Origin of the sequence: Citrobacter sp. Cpo221, assembly GCF_030332345.1 — a bacterium.
Classification (GTDB): domain Bacteria; phylum Pseudomonadota; class Gammaproteobacteria; order Enterobacterales; family Enterobacteriaceae; genus Citrobacter; species Citrobacter portucalensis.
The window spans coordinates 322,900-337,787 of sequence record NZ_JAOWIA010000029.1; the positions used below are offsets into that span (position 1 = coordinate 322,900).

The 14,888-nt window shown below is 50.9% G+C and carries 15 protein-coding genes; 8 read left to right on the forward strand and 7 right to left on the reverse strand.

Annotation, left to right across the window (positions count from 1 at the left end):
- Positions 1-2 precede the first annotated feature (2 nt).
- The 3 genes from entH to OGY72_RS02670 all read left to right on the forward strand — a co-directional run bounded on the left by entH (position 3) and on the right by OGY72_RS02670 (position 2,967).
- Positions 3-416 (forward strand): proofreading thioesterase EntH, encoded by a 414-nt coding sequence (entH, locus tag OGY72_RS02660; protein WP_003022055.1) that lies wholly within the window; start codon positions 3-5, stop codon positions 414-416.
- A 184-nt stretch (positions 417-600) separates the two neighbouring features.
- On the forward strand, positions 601-2,706 hold the full coding sequence (gene cstA / locus OGY72_RS02665; protein WP_016152202.1) for a pyruvate/proton symporter CstA: 2,106 nt from the start codon (positions 601-603) through the stop codon (positions 2,704-2,706).
- Between the two features lie 63 nt (positions 2,707-2,769).
- Positions 2,770-2,967, forward strand: a complete 198-nt coding sequence (locus OGY72_RS02670; protein ID WP_003022064.1) for a YbdD/YjiX family protein — start codon at positions 2,770-2,772, stop codon at positions 2,965-2,967.
- Between the two features lie 110 nt (positions 2,968-3,077).
- Here OGY72_RS02670 and OGY72_RS02675 read toward each other — a convergent pair whose 3' ends face one another.
- On the reverse strand, positions 3,078-4,166 hold the full coding sequence (locus OGY72_RS02675; protein ID WP_191235666.1) for an oxidoreductase: 1,089 nt from the start codon (positions 4,164-4,166) through the stop codon (positions 3,078-3,080).
- 132 nt (positions 4,167-4,298) lie between these two features.
- Between OGY72_RS02675 and OGY72_RS02680 the strand changes: the two genes are divergently transcribed.
- Positions 4,299-5,459 (forward strand): pyridoxal phosphate-dependent aminotransferase, encoded by a 1,161-nt coding sequence (locus OGY72_RS02680; RefSeq protein ID WP_286546674.1) that lies wholly within the window; start codon positions 4,299-4,301, stop codon positions 5,457-5,459.
- On the opposite strand, the gene OGY72_RS02685 is transcribed toward OGY72_RS02680, so the two are convergent.
- The 4 genes from OGY72_RS02685 to dsbG all read right to left on the reverse strand — a co-directional run bounded on the left by OGY72_RS02685 (position 5,460) and on the right by dsbG (position 9,292).
- Complete coding sequence (locus OGY72_RS02685) at positions 5,460-6,077, reverse strand: IbrB-like domain-containing protein (RefSeq protein ID WP_286546676.1); 618 nt, start codon at positions 6,075-6,077, stop codon at positions 5,460-5,462.
- Positions 6,062-7,285: a phosphoadenosine phosphosulfate reductase gene (locus tag OGY72_RS02690; RefSeq protein WP_286546679.1), complete on the reverse strand. Its 1,224-nt coding sequence runs from the start codon at positions 7,283-7,285 to the stop codon at positions 6,062-6,064. Before OGY72_RS02690 ends, OGY72_RS02685 begins: the two co-directional genes overlap by 16 nt.
- A 153-nt stretch (positions 7,286-7,438) precedes the next feature.
- Positions 7,439-8,341, reverse strand: a complete 903-nt coding sequence (gene citR, locus OGY72_RS02695; protein ID WP_148362274.1) for a DNA-binding transcriptional repressor CitR — start codon at positions 8,339-8,341, stop codon at positions 7,439-7,441.
- A 204-nt stretch (positions 8,342-8,545) separates the two neighbouring features.
- A complete protein-coding gene (gene dsbG / locus OGY72_RS02700; RefSeq protein WP_126318861.1) occupies positions 8,546-9,292 on the reverse strand; it encodes a thiol:disulfide interchange protein DsbG in 747 nt (248 codons plus the stop codon).
- 374 nt (positions 9,293-9,666) lie between these two features.
- Between dsbG and ahpC the strand changes: the two genes are divergently transcribed.
- Positions 9,667-10,230: an alkyl hydroperoxide reductase subunit C gene (gene ahpC, locus OGY72_RS02705; protein WP_002894394.1), complete on the forward strand. Its 564-nt coding sequence runs from the start codon at positions 9,667-9,669 to the stop codon at positions 10,228-10,230.
- A gap of 154 nt (positions 10,231-10,384) precedes the next feature.
- Positions 10,385-11,950 (forward strand): alkyl hydroperoxide reductase subunit F, encoded by a 1,566-nt coding sequence (gene ahpF, locus OGY72_RS02710; RefSeq protein ID WP_003831260.1) that lies wholly within the window; start codon positions 10,385-10,387, stop codon positions 11,948-11,950.
- A gap of 82 nt (positions 11,951-12,032) precedes the next feature.
- On the opposite strand, the gene uspG is transcribed toward ahpF, so the two are convergent.
- Both uspG and rnk read right to left on the reverse strand, forming a co-directional pair.
- Complete coding sequence (gene uspG, locus OGY72_RS02715) at positions 12,033-12,461, reverse strand: universal stress protein UspG (RefSeq protein ID WP_003022101.1); 429 nt, start codon at positions 12,459-12,461, stop codon at positions 12,033-12,035.
- A gap of 183 nt (positions 12,462-12,644) precedes the next feature.
- Positions 12,645-13,055 carry a nucleoside diphosphate kinase regulator gene (rnk, locus tag OGY72_RS02720; RefSeq protein WP_003022104.1) on the reverse strand — a complete coding sequence of 137 codons (411 nt, stop codon included), beginning with the start codon at positions 13,053-13,055 and terminating at the stop codon, positions 12,645-12,647.
- A 275-nt stretch (positions 13,056-13,330) separates the two neighbouring features.
- Between rnk and OGY72_RS02725 the strand changes: the two genes are divergently transcribed.
- Both OGY72_RS02725 and OGY72_RS02730 read left to right on the forward strand, forming a co-directional pair.
- Complete coding sequence (locus tag OGY72_RS02725; protein ID WP_003831266.1) at positions 13,331-14,161, forward strand: alpha/beta fold hydrolase; 831 nt, start codon at positions 13,331-13,333, stop codon at positions 14,159-14,161.
- A gap of 96 nt (positions 14,162-14,257) precedes the next feature.
- Positions 14,258-14,881, forward strand: coding sequence for a flavin reductase family protein (locus tag OGY72_RS02730; RefSeq protein WP_063940716.1), 624 nt, complete (start codon positions 14,258-14,260; stop codon positions 14,879-14,881).
- The last annotated feature ends 7 nt before the right edge of the window (positions 14,882-14,888 follow it).

A 14,888-nucleotide genomic window follows, 5' to 3' on the forward strand; every position in this document is an offset into this window, starting at 1 on the left:
CGATGATCTGGAAGCGTCATTTAACGCTGGATGAACTCAATGCCACCAGTCAGAACACGATGGTGGCGCATTTAGGCATGGTCTATACCCGGCTGGGTGATGATGTGCTGGAAGCCGAAATGCCAGTGGATAGCCGTACGCATCAGCCATTTGGCCTGCTGCACGGCGGCGCATCCGCGGCCCTGGCGGAAACGCTGGGTTCAATGGCGGGTTATCTGATGACCCGCGACGGGCAATGCGTAGTGGGGACGGAACTCAACGCCACGCATCATCGGGCGGTATCGCAAGGGAAAGTGCGCGGCGTTTGCCAGCCGCTGCACCTTGGGCGTCAAAATCAAAGCTGGGAAATCGTCATCTTTGATGAGCAGGGACGACGCTGCTGCACCTGCCGTTTAGGCACTGCGGTGATGGGGTGAGATCACCCGGCAAAGTAAAATGAAATTGCAGAGTTAACAGGTAAATGAAGTGATCTAGTTAACAATGCAATGTAAATACTCAGTGATACTTCGGGTTTGCATGGTTGTCAGGTTGTTAAATTCAGAAAAGATGTTATAGAAACAAAATGTAACATCTCTCTGGATCGGACAACGGATAACAACTATGAACAAATCAGGGAAGTACCTCGTCTGGACAGTGCTCTCCGTTATGGGAGCATTTGCCCTCGGCTATATCGCATTAAATCGTGGTGAACAGATCAACGCGTTGTGGATAGTCGTGGCGTCGGTCTGTGTCTACCTTATCGCATACCGTTTCTACGGCCTGTACATCGCGAAAAATGTACTGGCGCTGGACCCGACACGTATGACGCCAGCCGTGCGCCATAACGACGGTCTGGATTATGTTCCCACCGATAAAAAAGTGCTGTTTGGTCACCATTTTGCGGCAATTGCCGGAGCGGGTCCGTTAGTTGGACCGGTGCTGGCGGCGCAAATGGGCTATCTGCCGGGGATGATCTGGCTGCTCGCCGGGGTGGTACTGGCGGGTGCGGTGCAGGACTTCATGGTGCTGTTTGTCTCTACCCGTCGCGATGGTCGTTCCCTTGGCGAACTGGTGAAAGAAGAGATGGGCCCAACGGCGGGCGTTATTGCGCTGGTGGCCTGTTTTATGATCATGGTGATTATTCTCGCGGTACTGGCGATGATCGTCGTGAAAGCGCTGACCCACAGTCCGTGGGGAACCTACACCGTGGCGTTCACCATCCCGCTGGCGATCTTCATGGGGATTTATCTGCGCTATCTGCGCCCGGGCCGCATTGGCGAAGTGTCGGTCATCGGTCTGGTGTTCCTGGTGTTTGCCATTATTTCCGGCGGCTGGGTGGCTGAAAGCCCGACCTGGGCACCGTACTTTGACTTTACCGGCGTACAGCTGACGTGGATGCTGGTGGGCTACGGTTTTGTTGCCGCCGTGCTGCCGGTGTGGCTGCTGCTAGCCCCGCGTGATTACCTCTCTACCTTCCTGAAAATCGGCACCATTGTGGGTCTGGCGGTAGGGATTTTGATCATGCGCCCGACGCTGACCATGCCTGCACTGACCAAGTTTGTTGACGGTACGGGTCCGGTCTGGAGCGGCAACCTGTTCCCGTTCCTGTTTATTACCATTGCCTGTGGTGCAGTTTCTGGTTTCCACGCGCTGATTGCCTCCGGTACCACGCCGAAGATGCTGGCGAATGAAGGTCAGGCCTGCTTTATCGGCTACGGCGGGATGCTGATGGAATCCTTTGTCGCCATTATGGCGCTGGTGGCTGCCTGTGTTATCGACCCGGGCGTGTACTTTGCGATGAACAGCCCAATGGCAGTACTGGCACCAGCAGGAACTACCGATGTGGTTGCATCAGCGGCACAGGTAGTGAGCAGTTGGGGCTTTGTGATCACGCCTGATACGCTGCATCAGATCGCGAATGATGTCGGCGAACAATCCATTATCTCCCGCGCAGGCGGTGCGCCGACGCTGGCGGTAGGCATGGCGTACATTCTGCACGGCGCGCTGGGCGGCATGATGGATGTGGCGTTCTGGTATCACTTCGCCATCCTGTTTGAAGCGTTGTTTATTCTGACGGCGGTCGATGCCGGTACACGGGCCGCGCGCTTTATGCTGCAGGACTTGCTGGGTGTGGTGTCACCGGGGCTGAAACGTACCGATTCGCTGCCTGCAAACCTGCTGGCGACGGCGCTGTGCGTGCTGGCCTGGGGTTACTTCTTACACCAGGGCGTGGTGGATCCTCTGGGAGGTATCAATACCCTGTGGCCGCTGTTTGGTATCGCTAACCAGATGCTGGCCGGTATGGCGTTGATGCTCTGTGCTGTGGTGCTGTTCAAGATGAAACGCCAGCGCTACGCATGGGTGGCGCTGGTGCCAACGGCCTGGCTGCTGATTTGTACCCTGACCGCTGGCTGGCAGAAAGCGTTTAGCCCGGATGCGAAAATCGGCTTCCTGGCTATCGCCAACAAGTTCCAGGCGATGATCGACAGCGGTAACATTCCGGCGCAGTACACCCAGTCGCAGCTGACGCAACTGGTGTTTAACAACCGCCTGGATGCGGGTCTCACCATCTTCTTCATGGTCGTCGTTGTGGTGTTGGGTCTGTTCTCCATCAAAACTGCGCTGGCAGCATTGAAAGAGGACAAACCAACTTCGAAAGAGACACCGTACGAGCCGATGCCTGAGAATGTCGAAGAGATCGTGGCGCAGGCGAAAGGTGCGCACTAATATTCTCTTAACCAACCAGCCCTCTCCTGAACGGGGAGGGCGTTTGTACGACAGGGAAACACTATGTTTGAAACACTCGCCAAAGCCGGGAAGTATTTAGGTCAAACCGCCCGATTAATGATAGGTGTGCCGGATTACGACAACTATGTTGAACATATGCGCGTCACGCATCCGGACCAGACGCCAATGACCTACGAAGAATTTTTCCGTGAGCGCCAGGATGCACGATATGGCGGGAAAGGTGGCGCGAAGTGCTGTTGATTTTTTGCCGGATGGCGCTGACGCTTATCCGGCCTACAACATTGTATTGGCGTAATTTGTCGTCGTAGGCCTGATAAGGCGAAGCCGTCATCAGGCAACCCGCACCCTAGTCACACCGTAAACGACTCTACCTTTTCGAATGCTGCGCGCAGTGTCTCCGGCGTTAACGTTACCGGCAGGGCGTGAATGGACTCCACCGGGCGCAGAGTGTGCGCAATCACTTTGTCGATTTCGGCGCGGTTATTGATGTCCACTTCCAGTTGAGCTAATCGGGTTGGCAGGTTGAATCGCTGATAAGCGGTAATTAACTGCGCCAGCACATCATCTTGTCCCAGCAGCGCGCTCTGCACCAGGATGCCGTACGCCACTTTGGTGCCGTGTAAAAACTTCTCAGTTTGTGGGAGGACGGTCAGGCCATTGTGAACAGAATGCGCCGCCGCCACGCGGGTGTAGCGCTCGCCCAGACCACCAACCATGCCGCCTCCGGCAATAATTGCATCTACTACATCGCAAAACGTGCGGCTTAGCGTGCCTTGTTGTTTGTCTGCCAGCGCCTGCTCGCTGCTTTCCAGCAGGACATCGCGGATGGTTTGCGCGGCTTGAATACCCAGACGTACTGTCAATGGCAGTGTTTCCGGCTGAGGTGCGAGCACGACGGCTTCATACCACTTTGCCAGCGTGTCGCCGATCCCCGCCAGTAAGTATTCTTCTGGCGCATTGAGAACGATCTCGGGTTCGACCAGCACGAGGAAATTCGCGTCAGCGAAAATTTCGAAATGTAGAGCCTGGCCCGCATCGTTATACCAGACGGAGAGTGGCGTCCAGGCAGCGCAGGTCGCCGCAATCGTAGGAATACCGACAAACGGCAGATCCAGACGACGGGCCAACGCTTTAGCGGTGTCGAGCAATGTACCGCCTCCCACGCCAATCACCACACTGCGATCCTCTCCCGACTCTTTTGCCAGTTGAGCAACATCGGTTTCGCTGCAATGTCCCGTAAACAGCAGGCGTTTAGCCTCGGCAAGATGAAAAGCCTCTGGCAGGTAAGGGCGGGCTGCATCGATGGCGCGTTCACCATAAACCCACACGGCGCGTGAAAGTTGGTCGGCAGAGAAAAAATCGTTGAGTCTTACCAGGCTGCCGGGATGGGAAAAATAGTTGGCCGGGCCGGTGACGACGCGAATTTCGGTATTACTCATGTTGTGTTGTCCTTTTGGCTGTCCTGTCCAGGCTGGTTATTTTTATATAGACGTCTGAACGTCTTGATTGCCAAATACTAGCATCGTGCTATAGTGGCTTCAACCACAACATCACACGCTGGGATAACAATAATGAGTAATAACCCGCTGATTCCGCAAAGCAAACTGCCTAATCTGGGCACTACTATCTTCACGCAAATGAGTGCGCTGGCGCAGCAGCATCAGGCCATTAACCTCTCGCAGGGGTTTCCTGATTTTGACGGTCCACTCTTTTTGCAAGAGCGTCTGGCGTATCACGTCGCGCATGGCGCAAACCAGTATGCGCCGATGACGGGCGTGCAGCCGCTGCGCGAAGCTATCGCGGATAAAACGGCAGACCTGTACGGCTATAAACCTGACGCGAATAGTGAAGTGACCATCACGGCGGGAGCCACAGAAGCATTGTATGCCGCGATCACTGCGCTGGTGCGCCCTGGTGATGAGGTGATTTGTTTTGACCCGAGCTACGACAGCTATGCGCCTGCGGTTGAATTATCCGGCGGTGTGGTTAAACGTATCGCCCTGCAACCACCGGCTTTTCGCGTCGACTGGCAGGCGTTTGGTGCCTTACTCAGCGACCGTACCCGATTGGTTATCCTGAACACGCCGCATAACCCTTCTGCCACTGTGTGGCATCACGCCGATTTCGACGCGCTATGGCAGGCGATTAAAGAACGCGAGATCTTTGTCATCAGCGACGAAGTGTATGAGCATATCTGTTTCGCCAAACAGGGGCATGCCAGCGTGCTGGCACATTCAGAGCTGCGGGAACGCGCTATTGCTGTTTCATCGTTTGGTAAGACCTACCACATGACCGGCTGGAAGGTCGGATACTGCGTTGCGCCAGCCGCCATTAGCGCTGAGCTACGAAAAGTGCACCAGTATCTGACGTTTTCCGTCAACACGCCGGCTCAGCTCGCACTGGCGGATATGCTACGAGAAGATCCTGCACACTATCGCGAACTGCCCGCGTTTTATCAGAAAAAACGCGACGTGTTGGTGAACGCGTTGCGTGACAGCCGACTGGAAATTCTGCCGTGTGAAGGCACGTACTTTTTACTGGTCGATTACAGCGCCGTTTCCTCGCTTAACGACGTGGAGTTTTGCCAGTGGCTGACCACTGAAGTGGGCGTTGCGGCAATCCCGCTGTCGGTGTTCTGCGCCGATCCTTTCCCGCATAAACTGATTCGCCTCTGTTTTGCCAAGCAAGAATCGACGCTGTTAGCGGCAGCCGAGCGTCTGGTTTCGCTGTAGCTATTTCACGGTCCAGGCTTTGGAGAATCGACGGTCGGCAAACAACGCTTGCAGGCCGTTGATTTGCTTCAGGCGTAACACCTCGTCGTTGTCCATACCGAGATCCTTGCCAATTCTTTCTTCACTCCATCCCAGTTGCGATAGCTCGCGGACAATCTCGGACATGGCGTGGATTTGATGACGCCCGCGAGCGCGGTTGTGGCGAATGGTTGCCGCCATTCGCTCATGGCGTTCGCGTTCTAAACAGGCAACCGGCAGATATCCTTTCAGCCTGGGCCTCAGTGAGGCTTTGGCTTTACCTAACTCGTGGCGGTGGAAACCGTCGACAATTTCGTATTCTTCAGCCGTTGAGTGAACCACTACAATGGGCTGCGTAAACCCGTCAGCCTCGAGGGACTTCAGCAGCAGCTTTTTCTCCGGTGGCGCAACGTTATTGGGGTTGTAGTCATTGGGTGAAATATGATCATTTTTAACCCAAAGTACGCAATCTACGGGCTCCTCGCGGAAGGGACTGACGCTGTGTATTGCTTTTCTGAATTCATTTATGGCTTCAATTCTCTCTGGTTCTGATAAACCAGAAAGAAAGCCGAGGAGTTCCTGAGTTAATCGTTGTTGCATAAGAGTCCCCATTCCTGGCGTTTTGTTTTCATGCGCTCATTGTAACGTTGATAGTTTTTGGGTTTCGTTGGACTAAATGAGAGTGCCCGGCACCAATAGTCGTTATTCAGCAGGACCTTGCAGATACGCCGCCACGACGGAATATCCACTGAACCAATATCTCTTTCCTGGGTTTGTGGGATATTCTCCATGCCTTTTTTCTTATACCACTGTAAATAGACGGCGATTTTATTGCGGTAATGTTCAGCGGTCGTTTCCGGCATACTCTTCAATAACAGCATGGCGTATTCCTGCCAGCTTAAATGTTCGGGTTTTAATATTTTGCGGTGACCGTAAAAATGGTTGTCCTGACCAGCATATATCCCGCCACTTTTTACCCCGCTGACGCGGGAGCACATCATCGCCCAGCGTTCAGGCTCAATAACATGGTAAAGCCACAGTCCCTGGCGTTGTTCTGGTCCAAAGGGTTCGCAGATGCGCATATATCGTGTGGGAACACCCGCCTGATACATCAGGTTGTACAGGGGATTACAAGGGAGTCTTGACTTCGCAAACCACGTCCAGATGTCTGCAGTTTTCCAGTCATAAATCGGATAAATATACCAGGTATGCCCGCCGGGGGCGCTGGTGGTCCAGGGTTTATCATCGGCAAAACGCTGTTTTTTCGAGTTCGCAATGGCGACGAAACGATTATATGACTCGTCGGCGCGGATCCCGACCATCATGGCTGCCGGTCGTTTCTGCGAAAACCAGTCAGCGAACTCACGAACAAATTGCTCGAAAGTCATACCGGGTTGGTAGAAAGAGAAATATTCGGGATCGGTTATGGCATCTGCGGGCGGTTGGCGCACCCATTGAGTGCCTGGTTCCCAGCATTGCCATTCAGGCTGAAATTGTGACAGTGAATTTTGCGTCGTCAGCGGCAATGCAACCCAATAAAATTCTTCGATGACATCGGAATAACTCTCGCGTAGCGCCTGGACATAGTCGATAGTGCAGGAAAACTGAGCCTCCCAGTCGATAAATAAGACGTTTATTTTTTTCTGTAACTGACGGGCAATGGCGCTGGTCAGATGCAACATTAGCCCTGAATCTTTACCCCCAGAGAAAGAAACGCAGACACGCGGCAAGGATTCAAGTGTCCATGCGATACGTTCCTGCGCAGCTTGCAGAACATTTTTATCCAGCGGTATTTTATAAACAGACATACAAAACCTATATCGAATTTTTATTATTTGCAACCATAATAAATGTCCGTAATAAAATAGGCTTTTTCTTGCGGCATGCAATATTTAAATGCATTAATTATTTGTATGCTATTGTGCTGTTGTATAATTCATGTGAATTTAAATGCGTTATCATTAACTATCTAAAGACAGTTTGTTTATGTAATCTGCAAAGGCTTTATTATTCAGTGATGCGCGGTTATACATGATGAATAATTTGATTTTTGGCAATTCAAAATCGGTTTTAATTTCTTTAAATTTCAATGCTGGTTGATAGAGTTCATAAATTTGTTTGGGGATTACACCAATAATATCCGTAGTGGCGATAACGTTAGCAATTGAGAGTAAGGAGTCGCTACTAAACCCCACTTTATGGAATGCCATCGATTCACTGGCACGGGAACGATAGTCTTTAATCCCCTGATCTTCAGACGAAAAATATGTAAATTGCTCTTGCTGAATTTGTTTGAGCGTACTCGCTTCATTTATTCTGGGGTGGTTGCCGCTGCATACTAAAACACACTCAATGGTCTTGAACTGAGTGCATACAATAGACCGATTGTGGATCGGTGTTATTGAAATAACCAGATCGGCTTTACGATAGGCAAGGATATTTTCAGCCGATTCTGCTGACATCAATATATCATGATGCTCAATTTCAATATCTGAGTTTTCTCTGAGGTTATTAATTAAAGATGTCACATTCAGATTGGTTGTAATTTGCGGACTGTAGATTACAAATTTATTTTTCAGGCTGGAACCGTGCATGATATTGATGGTTTGTTCCAGATTATTAAGATTCTTTTCAAGGTGAAGATGAAGATTTACCCCTGTGACCGTGGGCGTAATGCCTTTGCCGGAGCGAATAAACAAGGGGTCGTTAAACTGTGTCCGCAGTCGCTGTAATGACTGGCTGACGGCTGAAGGGGTGATATACAGTGTGGCCGCAGCTTTACTGATGCTCAAATGTTGATAAATACATTCAAAAATTACCAACAGGTTAAGATCGAATTTTTTGAGGTCATAGAGGTTAGCCATGCATACCTTCCCGTGATGGTAATATGTTGAATAATTCAATTATTGAATAATTTAAATTCTAATCATTCTTAAAATTTATGCTTGTGTACTTAATGAATAATTAACTTAAACTAAAATAACACAGATTGCGTGATGGTTACGATAAAAATACATTTAAAAGAGTGATTGAAATGAGAACCATAACAATCACTCATTCTGTTACCTTTATTTATTTCCCATAATAATATTTAATTTATCTTTATCGGGTAATCCCACTTCCTGTTGTAACGTATCGTCTTTACTCATGTAGTAGATAGCAGGCGTCACGTTAGCACCTAAATCATCCATGAGTTTTTGGTTGATATTCAGTACCTTCATCTGTTCAGGATGGACCGAAGTTGGGATTTCCAGCTTCATTTTCCCGCCGGAGGCTTCATAGTCATGCCAGGTTTTAGCCGGATCTTTAGTTGCGAGGATCGCTGCAGCAGTTGCTGGACTTTCGGGTTTGATCACGCCAACCAGCAGTGTACGTAGCTGAACTTTCCCGGAATCTACCCACGGACGCGCCTGCTGCCAGAACTGTTTGCAATAGGGGCAGAAAGGATCGGCAAACACGTAGACAATGACCGGGGCCTCTTTTTTTCCGTCAAGAATCCAGGACGCTTTTTCCATTCGCTGCCACATCTCACGTCCGGCAGGGGCATAGATCTCTTTTTCTATGAGCGCATTACTGAGGTTTTCGCCTTTTTCATTATACATGTAGCCGGAGATGGCATGTTTACCGTCAGGTGTGACATAGATAGTGACCCCCATGTCCTGGTATTTTCCCAGATAGCCTTTCATTCCTCCCGGCGCGTCGAAGGGCTTCAGGATGGTAATTCCCTGTTTCTCAATGGCTTTAACTGGGGCAGGGAGCTCCTCTGCGTGCACGATAGCGGGGAGAAGAGTTAAGAGTAAGGTGCGTTTAAACATTGATTTTCCTTATAAAATCAGCAGGAAAGGGGGCTTGATTGCAAAACCTATCACAGCCATAGGTAAGATCGACGGTCTGTCGATTGCCCTTTCTTGAGTTGGGTGATGTAATCCCCATCGCTGTTACGACCTTTGTTAAGGTAATGTAGAGCGCAACACATAGCCAGCCCTGCTGGCACTGACGTTACCTGCGGGTAGCTCGGGTAATGAGGCTCCCTGCAAAGGGGGCCTTTTTTACTTTTATCTTTAGGTTCACAACATGAGTTTGAGTGGGTTGTTAGTTAACGCTTATTGATTTGATAAAGGAAACGCATTAGCCCTGCGAAGAGATTTTCGTTAACTTATCTCTCAACGAAAACACGGAGGAAGTACAGATGTCTTTGATTAATACCAAAATTAAACCTTTCAAAAACCAGGCGTTCAAAAACGGTGAGTTCATCGAAGTAACCGAGAAAGATACCGAAGGTCGCTGGAGCGTCTTCTTCTTCTACCCGGCTGACTTTACTTTCGTATGCCCGACCGAGCTGGGCGATGTGGCTGACCACTATGAAGAACTGCAGAAACTGGGCGTAGATGTGTATTCCGTGTCTACCGACACCCACTTCACCCACAAAGCATGGCACAGCAGCTCTGAAACCATCGCAAAAATCAAATACGCGATGATCGGCGACCCGACTGGCGCCCTGACCCGTAACTTCGACAACATGCGTGAAGATGAAGGTCTGGCTGACCGCGCAACCTTCGTTGTTGACCCGCAGGGTATCATCCAGGCAATCGAAGTTACTGCTGAAGGTATCGGCCGTGATGCGTCTGACCTGCTGCGTAAAATCAAAGCCGCACAGTACGTCGCTTCCCACCCAGGTGAAGTTTGCCCGGCGAAATGGAAAGAAGGTGAAGCAACCTTAGCGCCATCTCTGGACCTGGTTGGTAAAATCTAAGTCGCATAGTTTGTAGGCCGGATAAACGTAGTGCATCCGGCATTCCACAGGCGCAAATTTGCGCCTGTTTCATTCCAGCACCATGACGCAAGTTGCATTAATGCAGTCCCGCAAAATCGGCTTGCATGATGATGTTTTCAGAGAGGGAAGAAGAATGCTCGACACAAATATGAAAACCCAGCTCAGGGCTTACCTTGAGAAACTGACCAAACCTGTTGAGCTGATTGCGACGCTGGATGACAGCGCTAAATCGGCAGAAATTAAGGAACTGCTGACTGAAATTGCTGAACTGTCAGAAAAAGTCACCTTCAAAGAAGACAATACTCTGGCGGTGCGTAAGCCATCGTTCCTTATTACCAATCCCGGTTCTCACCAGGGACCGCGTTTTGCCGGTTCTCCGCTGGGACATGAGTTTACCTCTCTGGTGCTGGCGCTGTTGTGGACTGGCGGCCATCCCTCAAAAGAGGCGCAGACGTTGCTGGAGCAGATCCGCGATCTCGACGGTGATTTTGAATTTGAAACCTATTATTCGCTTTCCTGCCATAACTGCCCGGATGTGGTGCAGGCGCTGAACCTGATGGCGGTGCTGAACCCACGTATCAAGCATACGGCGATTGACGGCGGTACATTCCAGAACGAAATCACCGATCGTAACGTGATGGGTGTTCCGGCGGTATTTATGAACGGCAAAGAGTTCGGTCAGGGACGTATGACGCTGACTGAGATCGTGGCGAAAGTGGATACTGGCGCAGAAAAACGTGCGGCTGAAGAGCTGAATAAGCGCGATGCTTATGACGTGTTGATTGTCGGCTCTGGTCCTGCAGGTGCGGCGGCAGCGGTGTACTCTGCACGTAAAGGCATTCGCACCGGTCTGATGGGCGAGCGTTTTGGCGGTCAGGTTCTTGATACTGTAGATATTGAAAACTACATCTCGGTGCCGAAAACCGAAGGTCAGAAACTGGCAGGCGCGCTGAAAGCACACGTTGATGATTATGATGTTGATGTGATCGACAGCCAGAGCGCAAGCAAACTGGTCCCGGCAGCGCAGGAAGGCGGTCTACATCAGATTGAAACGGCCTCCGGCGCGGTGCTGAAAGCACGCAGCATTATCATCGCCACCGGCGCGAAATGGCGCAACATGAACGTTCCGGGCGAAGATCAGTATCGCACCAAAGGCGTAACCTACTGCCCGCACTGTGATGGTCCGCTGTTTAAAGGCAAGCGTGTTGCGGTGATTGGCGGCGGTAACTCCGGCGTTGAAGCGGCTATCGACCTGGCAGGTATTGTTGAACATGTGACGCTGCTGGAATTTGCTCCTGAAATGAAGGCCGACCAGGTGCTGCAAAATAAGCTTCGCAGTCTGAAAAACGTCGACATCATTCTGAATGCGCAAACGACAGAAGTGAAAGGCGATGGCAGCAAAGTTACTGGCCTGGAGTATCGTGACCGTGTGAGCGGCGATGTTCACAATGTGGAACTGGCAGGTATCTTTGTTCAGATTGGTCTGCTGCCGAACACCAACTGGCTGGAAGGTGCCGTTGAACGTAACCGTATGGGTGAAATCATCATCGATGCCAAGTGCGAAACCAGCGTGAAAGGCGTTTTCGCTGCCGGCGACTGCACAACCGTACCGTATAAGCAGATTATCATCGCGACAGGTGAAGGCGCGAAGGCTTCGTTAAGTTCGTTTGATTATCTGATTCGCACGACAGTAGCATAAAAAAAGTAAGACTCACCTGCACTATAAAAACCCCTGTCAGGCGTTAACCTGGCAGGGGTTTTCTTTATCAAATCAGTGGCTGTTAACGAACAACCAGCACTGGCAAAGTCGCGTGACGGACAACGCTGGAAGCGTTTGAGCCGAGCAGATGGGTGCTGATTGATGGGTTACGCGACCCAATGACAACGACATCCGCATTCAACTCTTCACCCAACTCGTTGACCACGTCACGTACGCTGCCAAAGCGGACATGTTGCTTAATACGGGAAGGATCGATGCTGAAGTGACCGACCATCGTTTGCAGACGGGTTTCCGCTTCGTGTTGCAGATGTTCTTCAAAACGACGGACATCGGCTGCAAAGCGGTGCAGGCTTAAGCTCGCTGAGCCTGGCAGCACATGCAGCAGATGGATAACCCCTTTATCCTGGGCCAGAAATTCTGCATGGCGAATAGCCTTGTCGCTCAGTTCCATTTCGAATACATCAACAGGCATTATGATTGTGTTGTACATAAACATTCTCCTTGTCATTACATGAACACATAACAGCATAGTATTAAAAATGATTCTGTCAGTCACGACACAGATTTATGTTTTGCGAACAGGAAAGGAAGCGAGGAGCAGGGAGATCTAACCGGAAAGAGGATGCGGATGCATCCCCTGTAAGATAAAGCGAGTGGCTTTGATAAGACAGAGTTAGCGCAGGTAGTCGCCTGCAGCTTCAGGCTGGTACTCAAGCTCGATAACTTCGAGGTGCGTTGAGGTCCCGCCTGGCAGTTCCCAGTGAATGGTATCACCAACGCGCAGCCCCAGAAGTGCAGCGCCGACAGGTGCCATTACCGAAAGCTGTGTGCTGCTGTCAGTCATAGTGGCCGGATACACCAGGGTACGCACACGGACTTCGCCATCACTCAGATTGCGGAATTTCACGCGGCTGTTCATGGTCACGACGTCGTGCGGCATGGTTTCTGGAGAACACATTTGGGCACGATCCAGCTCGGCGTTAAGGGCGTCGGCAATCGGTAAACCAGCAAACGCAGGTTGCTCCAACAGGCGGTCAATGCGTTCCGCATCGAGGTCGTTAATGATGATAGTTGGTCTGGACATTTATTACTCCATGTCGTCGATACTGCGGGTGCGCAGGTAAATAATCCCAAAAGAAAACCCTCACCGTCAGGCGGCAAGGGTTTAGCTTTTATGATGATACTGAGACTTACCCCATGTTTGAAGTGATTTAGTTCACATTCAGGTAAATCATCAATATTGTCGCATATGGTGTGATTTTAGCCGAAAAACGTGATCGTTCTCCAATTTGCATTATGCTTTTTAAGCGCTCGCTGCGGGCGCGTCAAACAACTCAGTGTTCCGCGACAGGAGATCTCATGAGCCAGTACGACAAACTTACCTTGAAAGACGGCAGCTATTTGCATTTTAAAGACTGGGGAAGTGGACAACCTATTGTGTTCAGTCACGGTTGGCCGCTGACGGCAGACGCGTTTGAAGATCAGATGCTGTTCCTTGGATCGAAAGGATTTCGTGTGATCGCCCATGACAGGCGTGGACATGGGCGTTCGGCCCAACCCTGGGATGGTCATCATATGGATCAGTATGCTGATGACCTGGCTGAACTTACCGCGCATCTCAATCTTAAAGATGCCGTACATGTTGGACACTCTACCGGCGGTGGGGAAGTGGCTCGTTATATTGGCCGGCATGGGACGCAGCGGGTGGCAAAAGCGGTGTTAATTGGCGCAGTGACGCCCATCATGATCAAGACTGACTTTAACCCAAATGGCGTGCCGAAAGAGGTATTCGATGGCATCCGTGAGGGGGTTGTGAACGATCGCGCAGCCTTTTTCTATGAACTGACCGCTGCATTCTATGGCTACAACCGTCCTGGCGCAAAAGAGTCGAAAGCCGTTCGCGAAAGCTTTGTTGAACAAGGTTTACAAGGTTCCATCAAAGCGTTGTACGACTGTATACACGCGTTTTCGGAAACAGATCTGCGTGAAGACCTCAAAAAGATGACCATCCCGACGCTGGTGATCCACGGTGATGACGATCAGATTGTCCCGTTTGAAACCTGCGGAAAGGTCGCGGCGGAAATACTGCCGGACTCGCAATTGAAGGTATATGTCGGCGGCTCGCATGGCATTTGCACCACCCATAAGCAACAGATCAACGGTGACCTGCTCAACTTTATTCAGTCGTAATCGTTGGCAGATTGTTCTACGCTGATCTTCTTTTTCCAGGGGGATGAGCGAAGCATAATTTGTGCTGCGCTGACGTTAACTTCAACAGGGAACGCTATGTATTTCTATCAACCGTCACAGGGACACGGCTTACCGCATGATCCGCTAAATGCCATCATTGGACCGCGCCCGATTGGCTGGATTGCGTCGCGTGACAGCAACGGTCGGCACAATCTGGCACCATACAGTTTCTTTAACTGTTTCAACTATCACCCGCCGATTATCGGTTTCGCCAGCAGCGGCTGGAAAGACAGCGTGCAGAATATTATCGAAACCGGTGAATTTGTCTGGAACCTGACGACTCTTGAGCTGGCCACTGCGATGAACGAAACGTCAGCCAGCTTGCCGCACGGTGAGGACGAGTTTTTTGCCGCCGGGCTTAGCAAGGCAGATAGCCGGATAGTCAACGTGCCGCGCGTGGCGCAAAGCCCGGTCAATTTTGAGTGTCGTTTATCGCAAACTCTGCAACTAACTACTGCTGATGGCTCACCGGTTGATACCTGGCTGGTGTTGGGGGAAGTGGTAGGCATTCACATAGATGAAACGCTCCTGGAAGACGGCATCTATCAGACGGCGAAAGCGAAGCCGGTGCTGCGTGCAGGTGGGCCAACGGCGTATTATTCGATCAGTGAAACACACCGTTTTGATTTAGTTCGCCCGGACGCCCGTGCAAAACGCTAAGTTTACG

Bases quoted from the DNA above. Each gene is read 5' to 3' on its own strand.
- rnk (WP_003022104.1), bottom strand. From the start codon at position 13,055: ATGTCCAGACCAACTATCATCATTAACGACCTCGATGCGGAACGCATT.
- dsbG (WP_126318861.1), bottom strand. From the start codon at position 9,292: ATGTTTAAACGCACCTTACTCTTAACTCTTCTCCCCGCTATCGTGCAC.
- OGY72_RS02680 (WP_286546674.1), top strand. From the start codon at position 4,299: ATGAGTAATAACCCGCTGATTCCGCAAAGCAAACTGCCTAATCTGGGC.
- ahpF (WP_003831260.1), top strand. From the start codon at position 10,385: ATGCTCGACACAAATATGAAAACCCAGCTCAGGGCTTACCTTGAGAAA.
- OGY72_RS02675 (WP_191235666.1), bottom strand. From the start codon at position 4,166: ATGAGTAATACCGAAATTCGCGTCGTCACCGGCCCGGCCAACTATTTT.
- OGY72_RS02670 (WP_003022064.1), top strand. From the start codon at position 2,770: ATGTTTGAAACACTCGCCAAAGCCGGGAAGTATTTAGGTCAAACCGCC.
- cstA (WP_016152202.1), top strand. From the start codon at position 601: ATGAACAAATCAGGGAAGTACCTCGTCTGGACAGTGCTCTCCGTTATG.
- OGY72_RS02730 (WP_063940716.1), top strand. From the start codon at position 14,258: ATGTATTTCTATCAACCGTCACAGGGACACGGCTTACCGCATGATCCG.
- OGY72_RS02725 (WP_003831266.1), top strand. From the start codon at position 13,331: ATGAGCCAGTACGACAAACTTACCTTGAAAGACGGCAGCTATTTGCAT.
- ahpC (WP_002894394.1), top strand. From the start codon at position 9,667: ATGTCTTTGATTAATACCAAAATTAAACCTTTCAAAAACCAGGCGTTC.
- OGY72_RS02690 (WP_286546679.1), bottom strand. From the start codon at position 7,285: ATGTCTGTTTATAAAATACCGCTGGATAAAAATGTTCTGCAAGCTGCG.
- entH (WP_003022055.1), top strand. From the start codon at position 3: ATGATCTGGAAGCGTCATTTAACGCTGGATGAACTCAATGCCACCAGT.
- citR (WP_148362274.1), bottom strand. From the start codon at position 8,341: ATGGCTAACCTCTATGACCTCAAAAAATTCGATCTTAACCTGTTGGTA.
- OGY72_RS02685 (WP_286546676.1), bottom strand. From the start codon at position 6,077: ATGCAACAACGATTAACTCAGGAACTCCTCGGCTTTCTTTCTGGTTTA.
- uspG (WP_003022101.1), bottom strand. From the start codon at position 12,461: ATGTACAACACAATCATAATGCCTGTTGATGTATTCGAAATGGAACTG.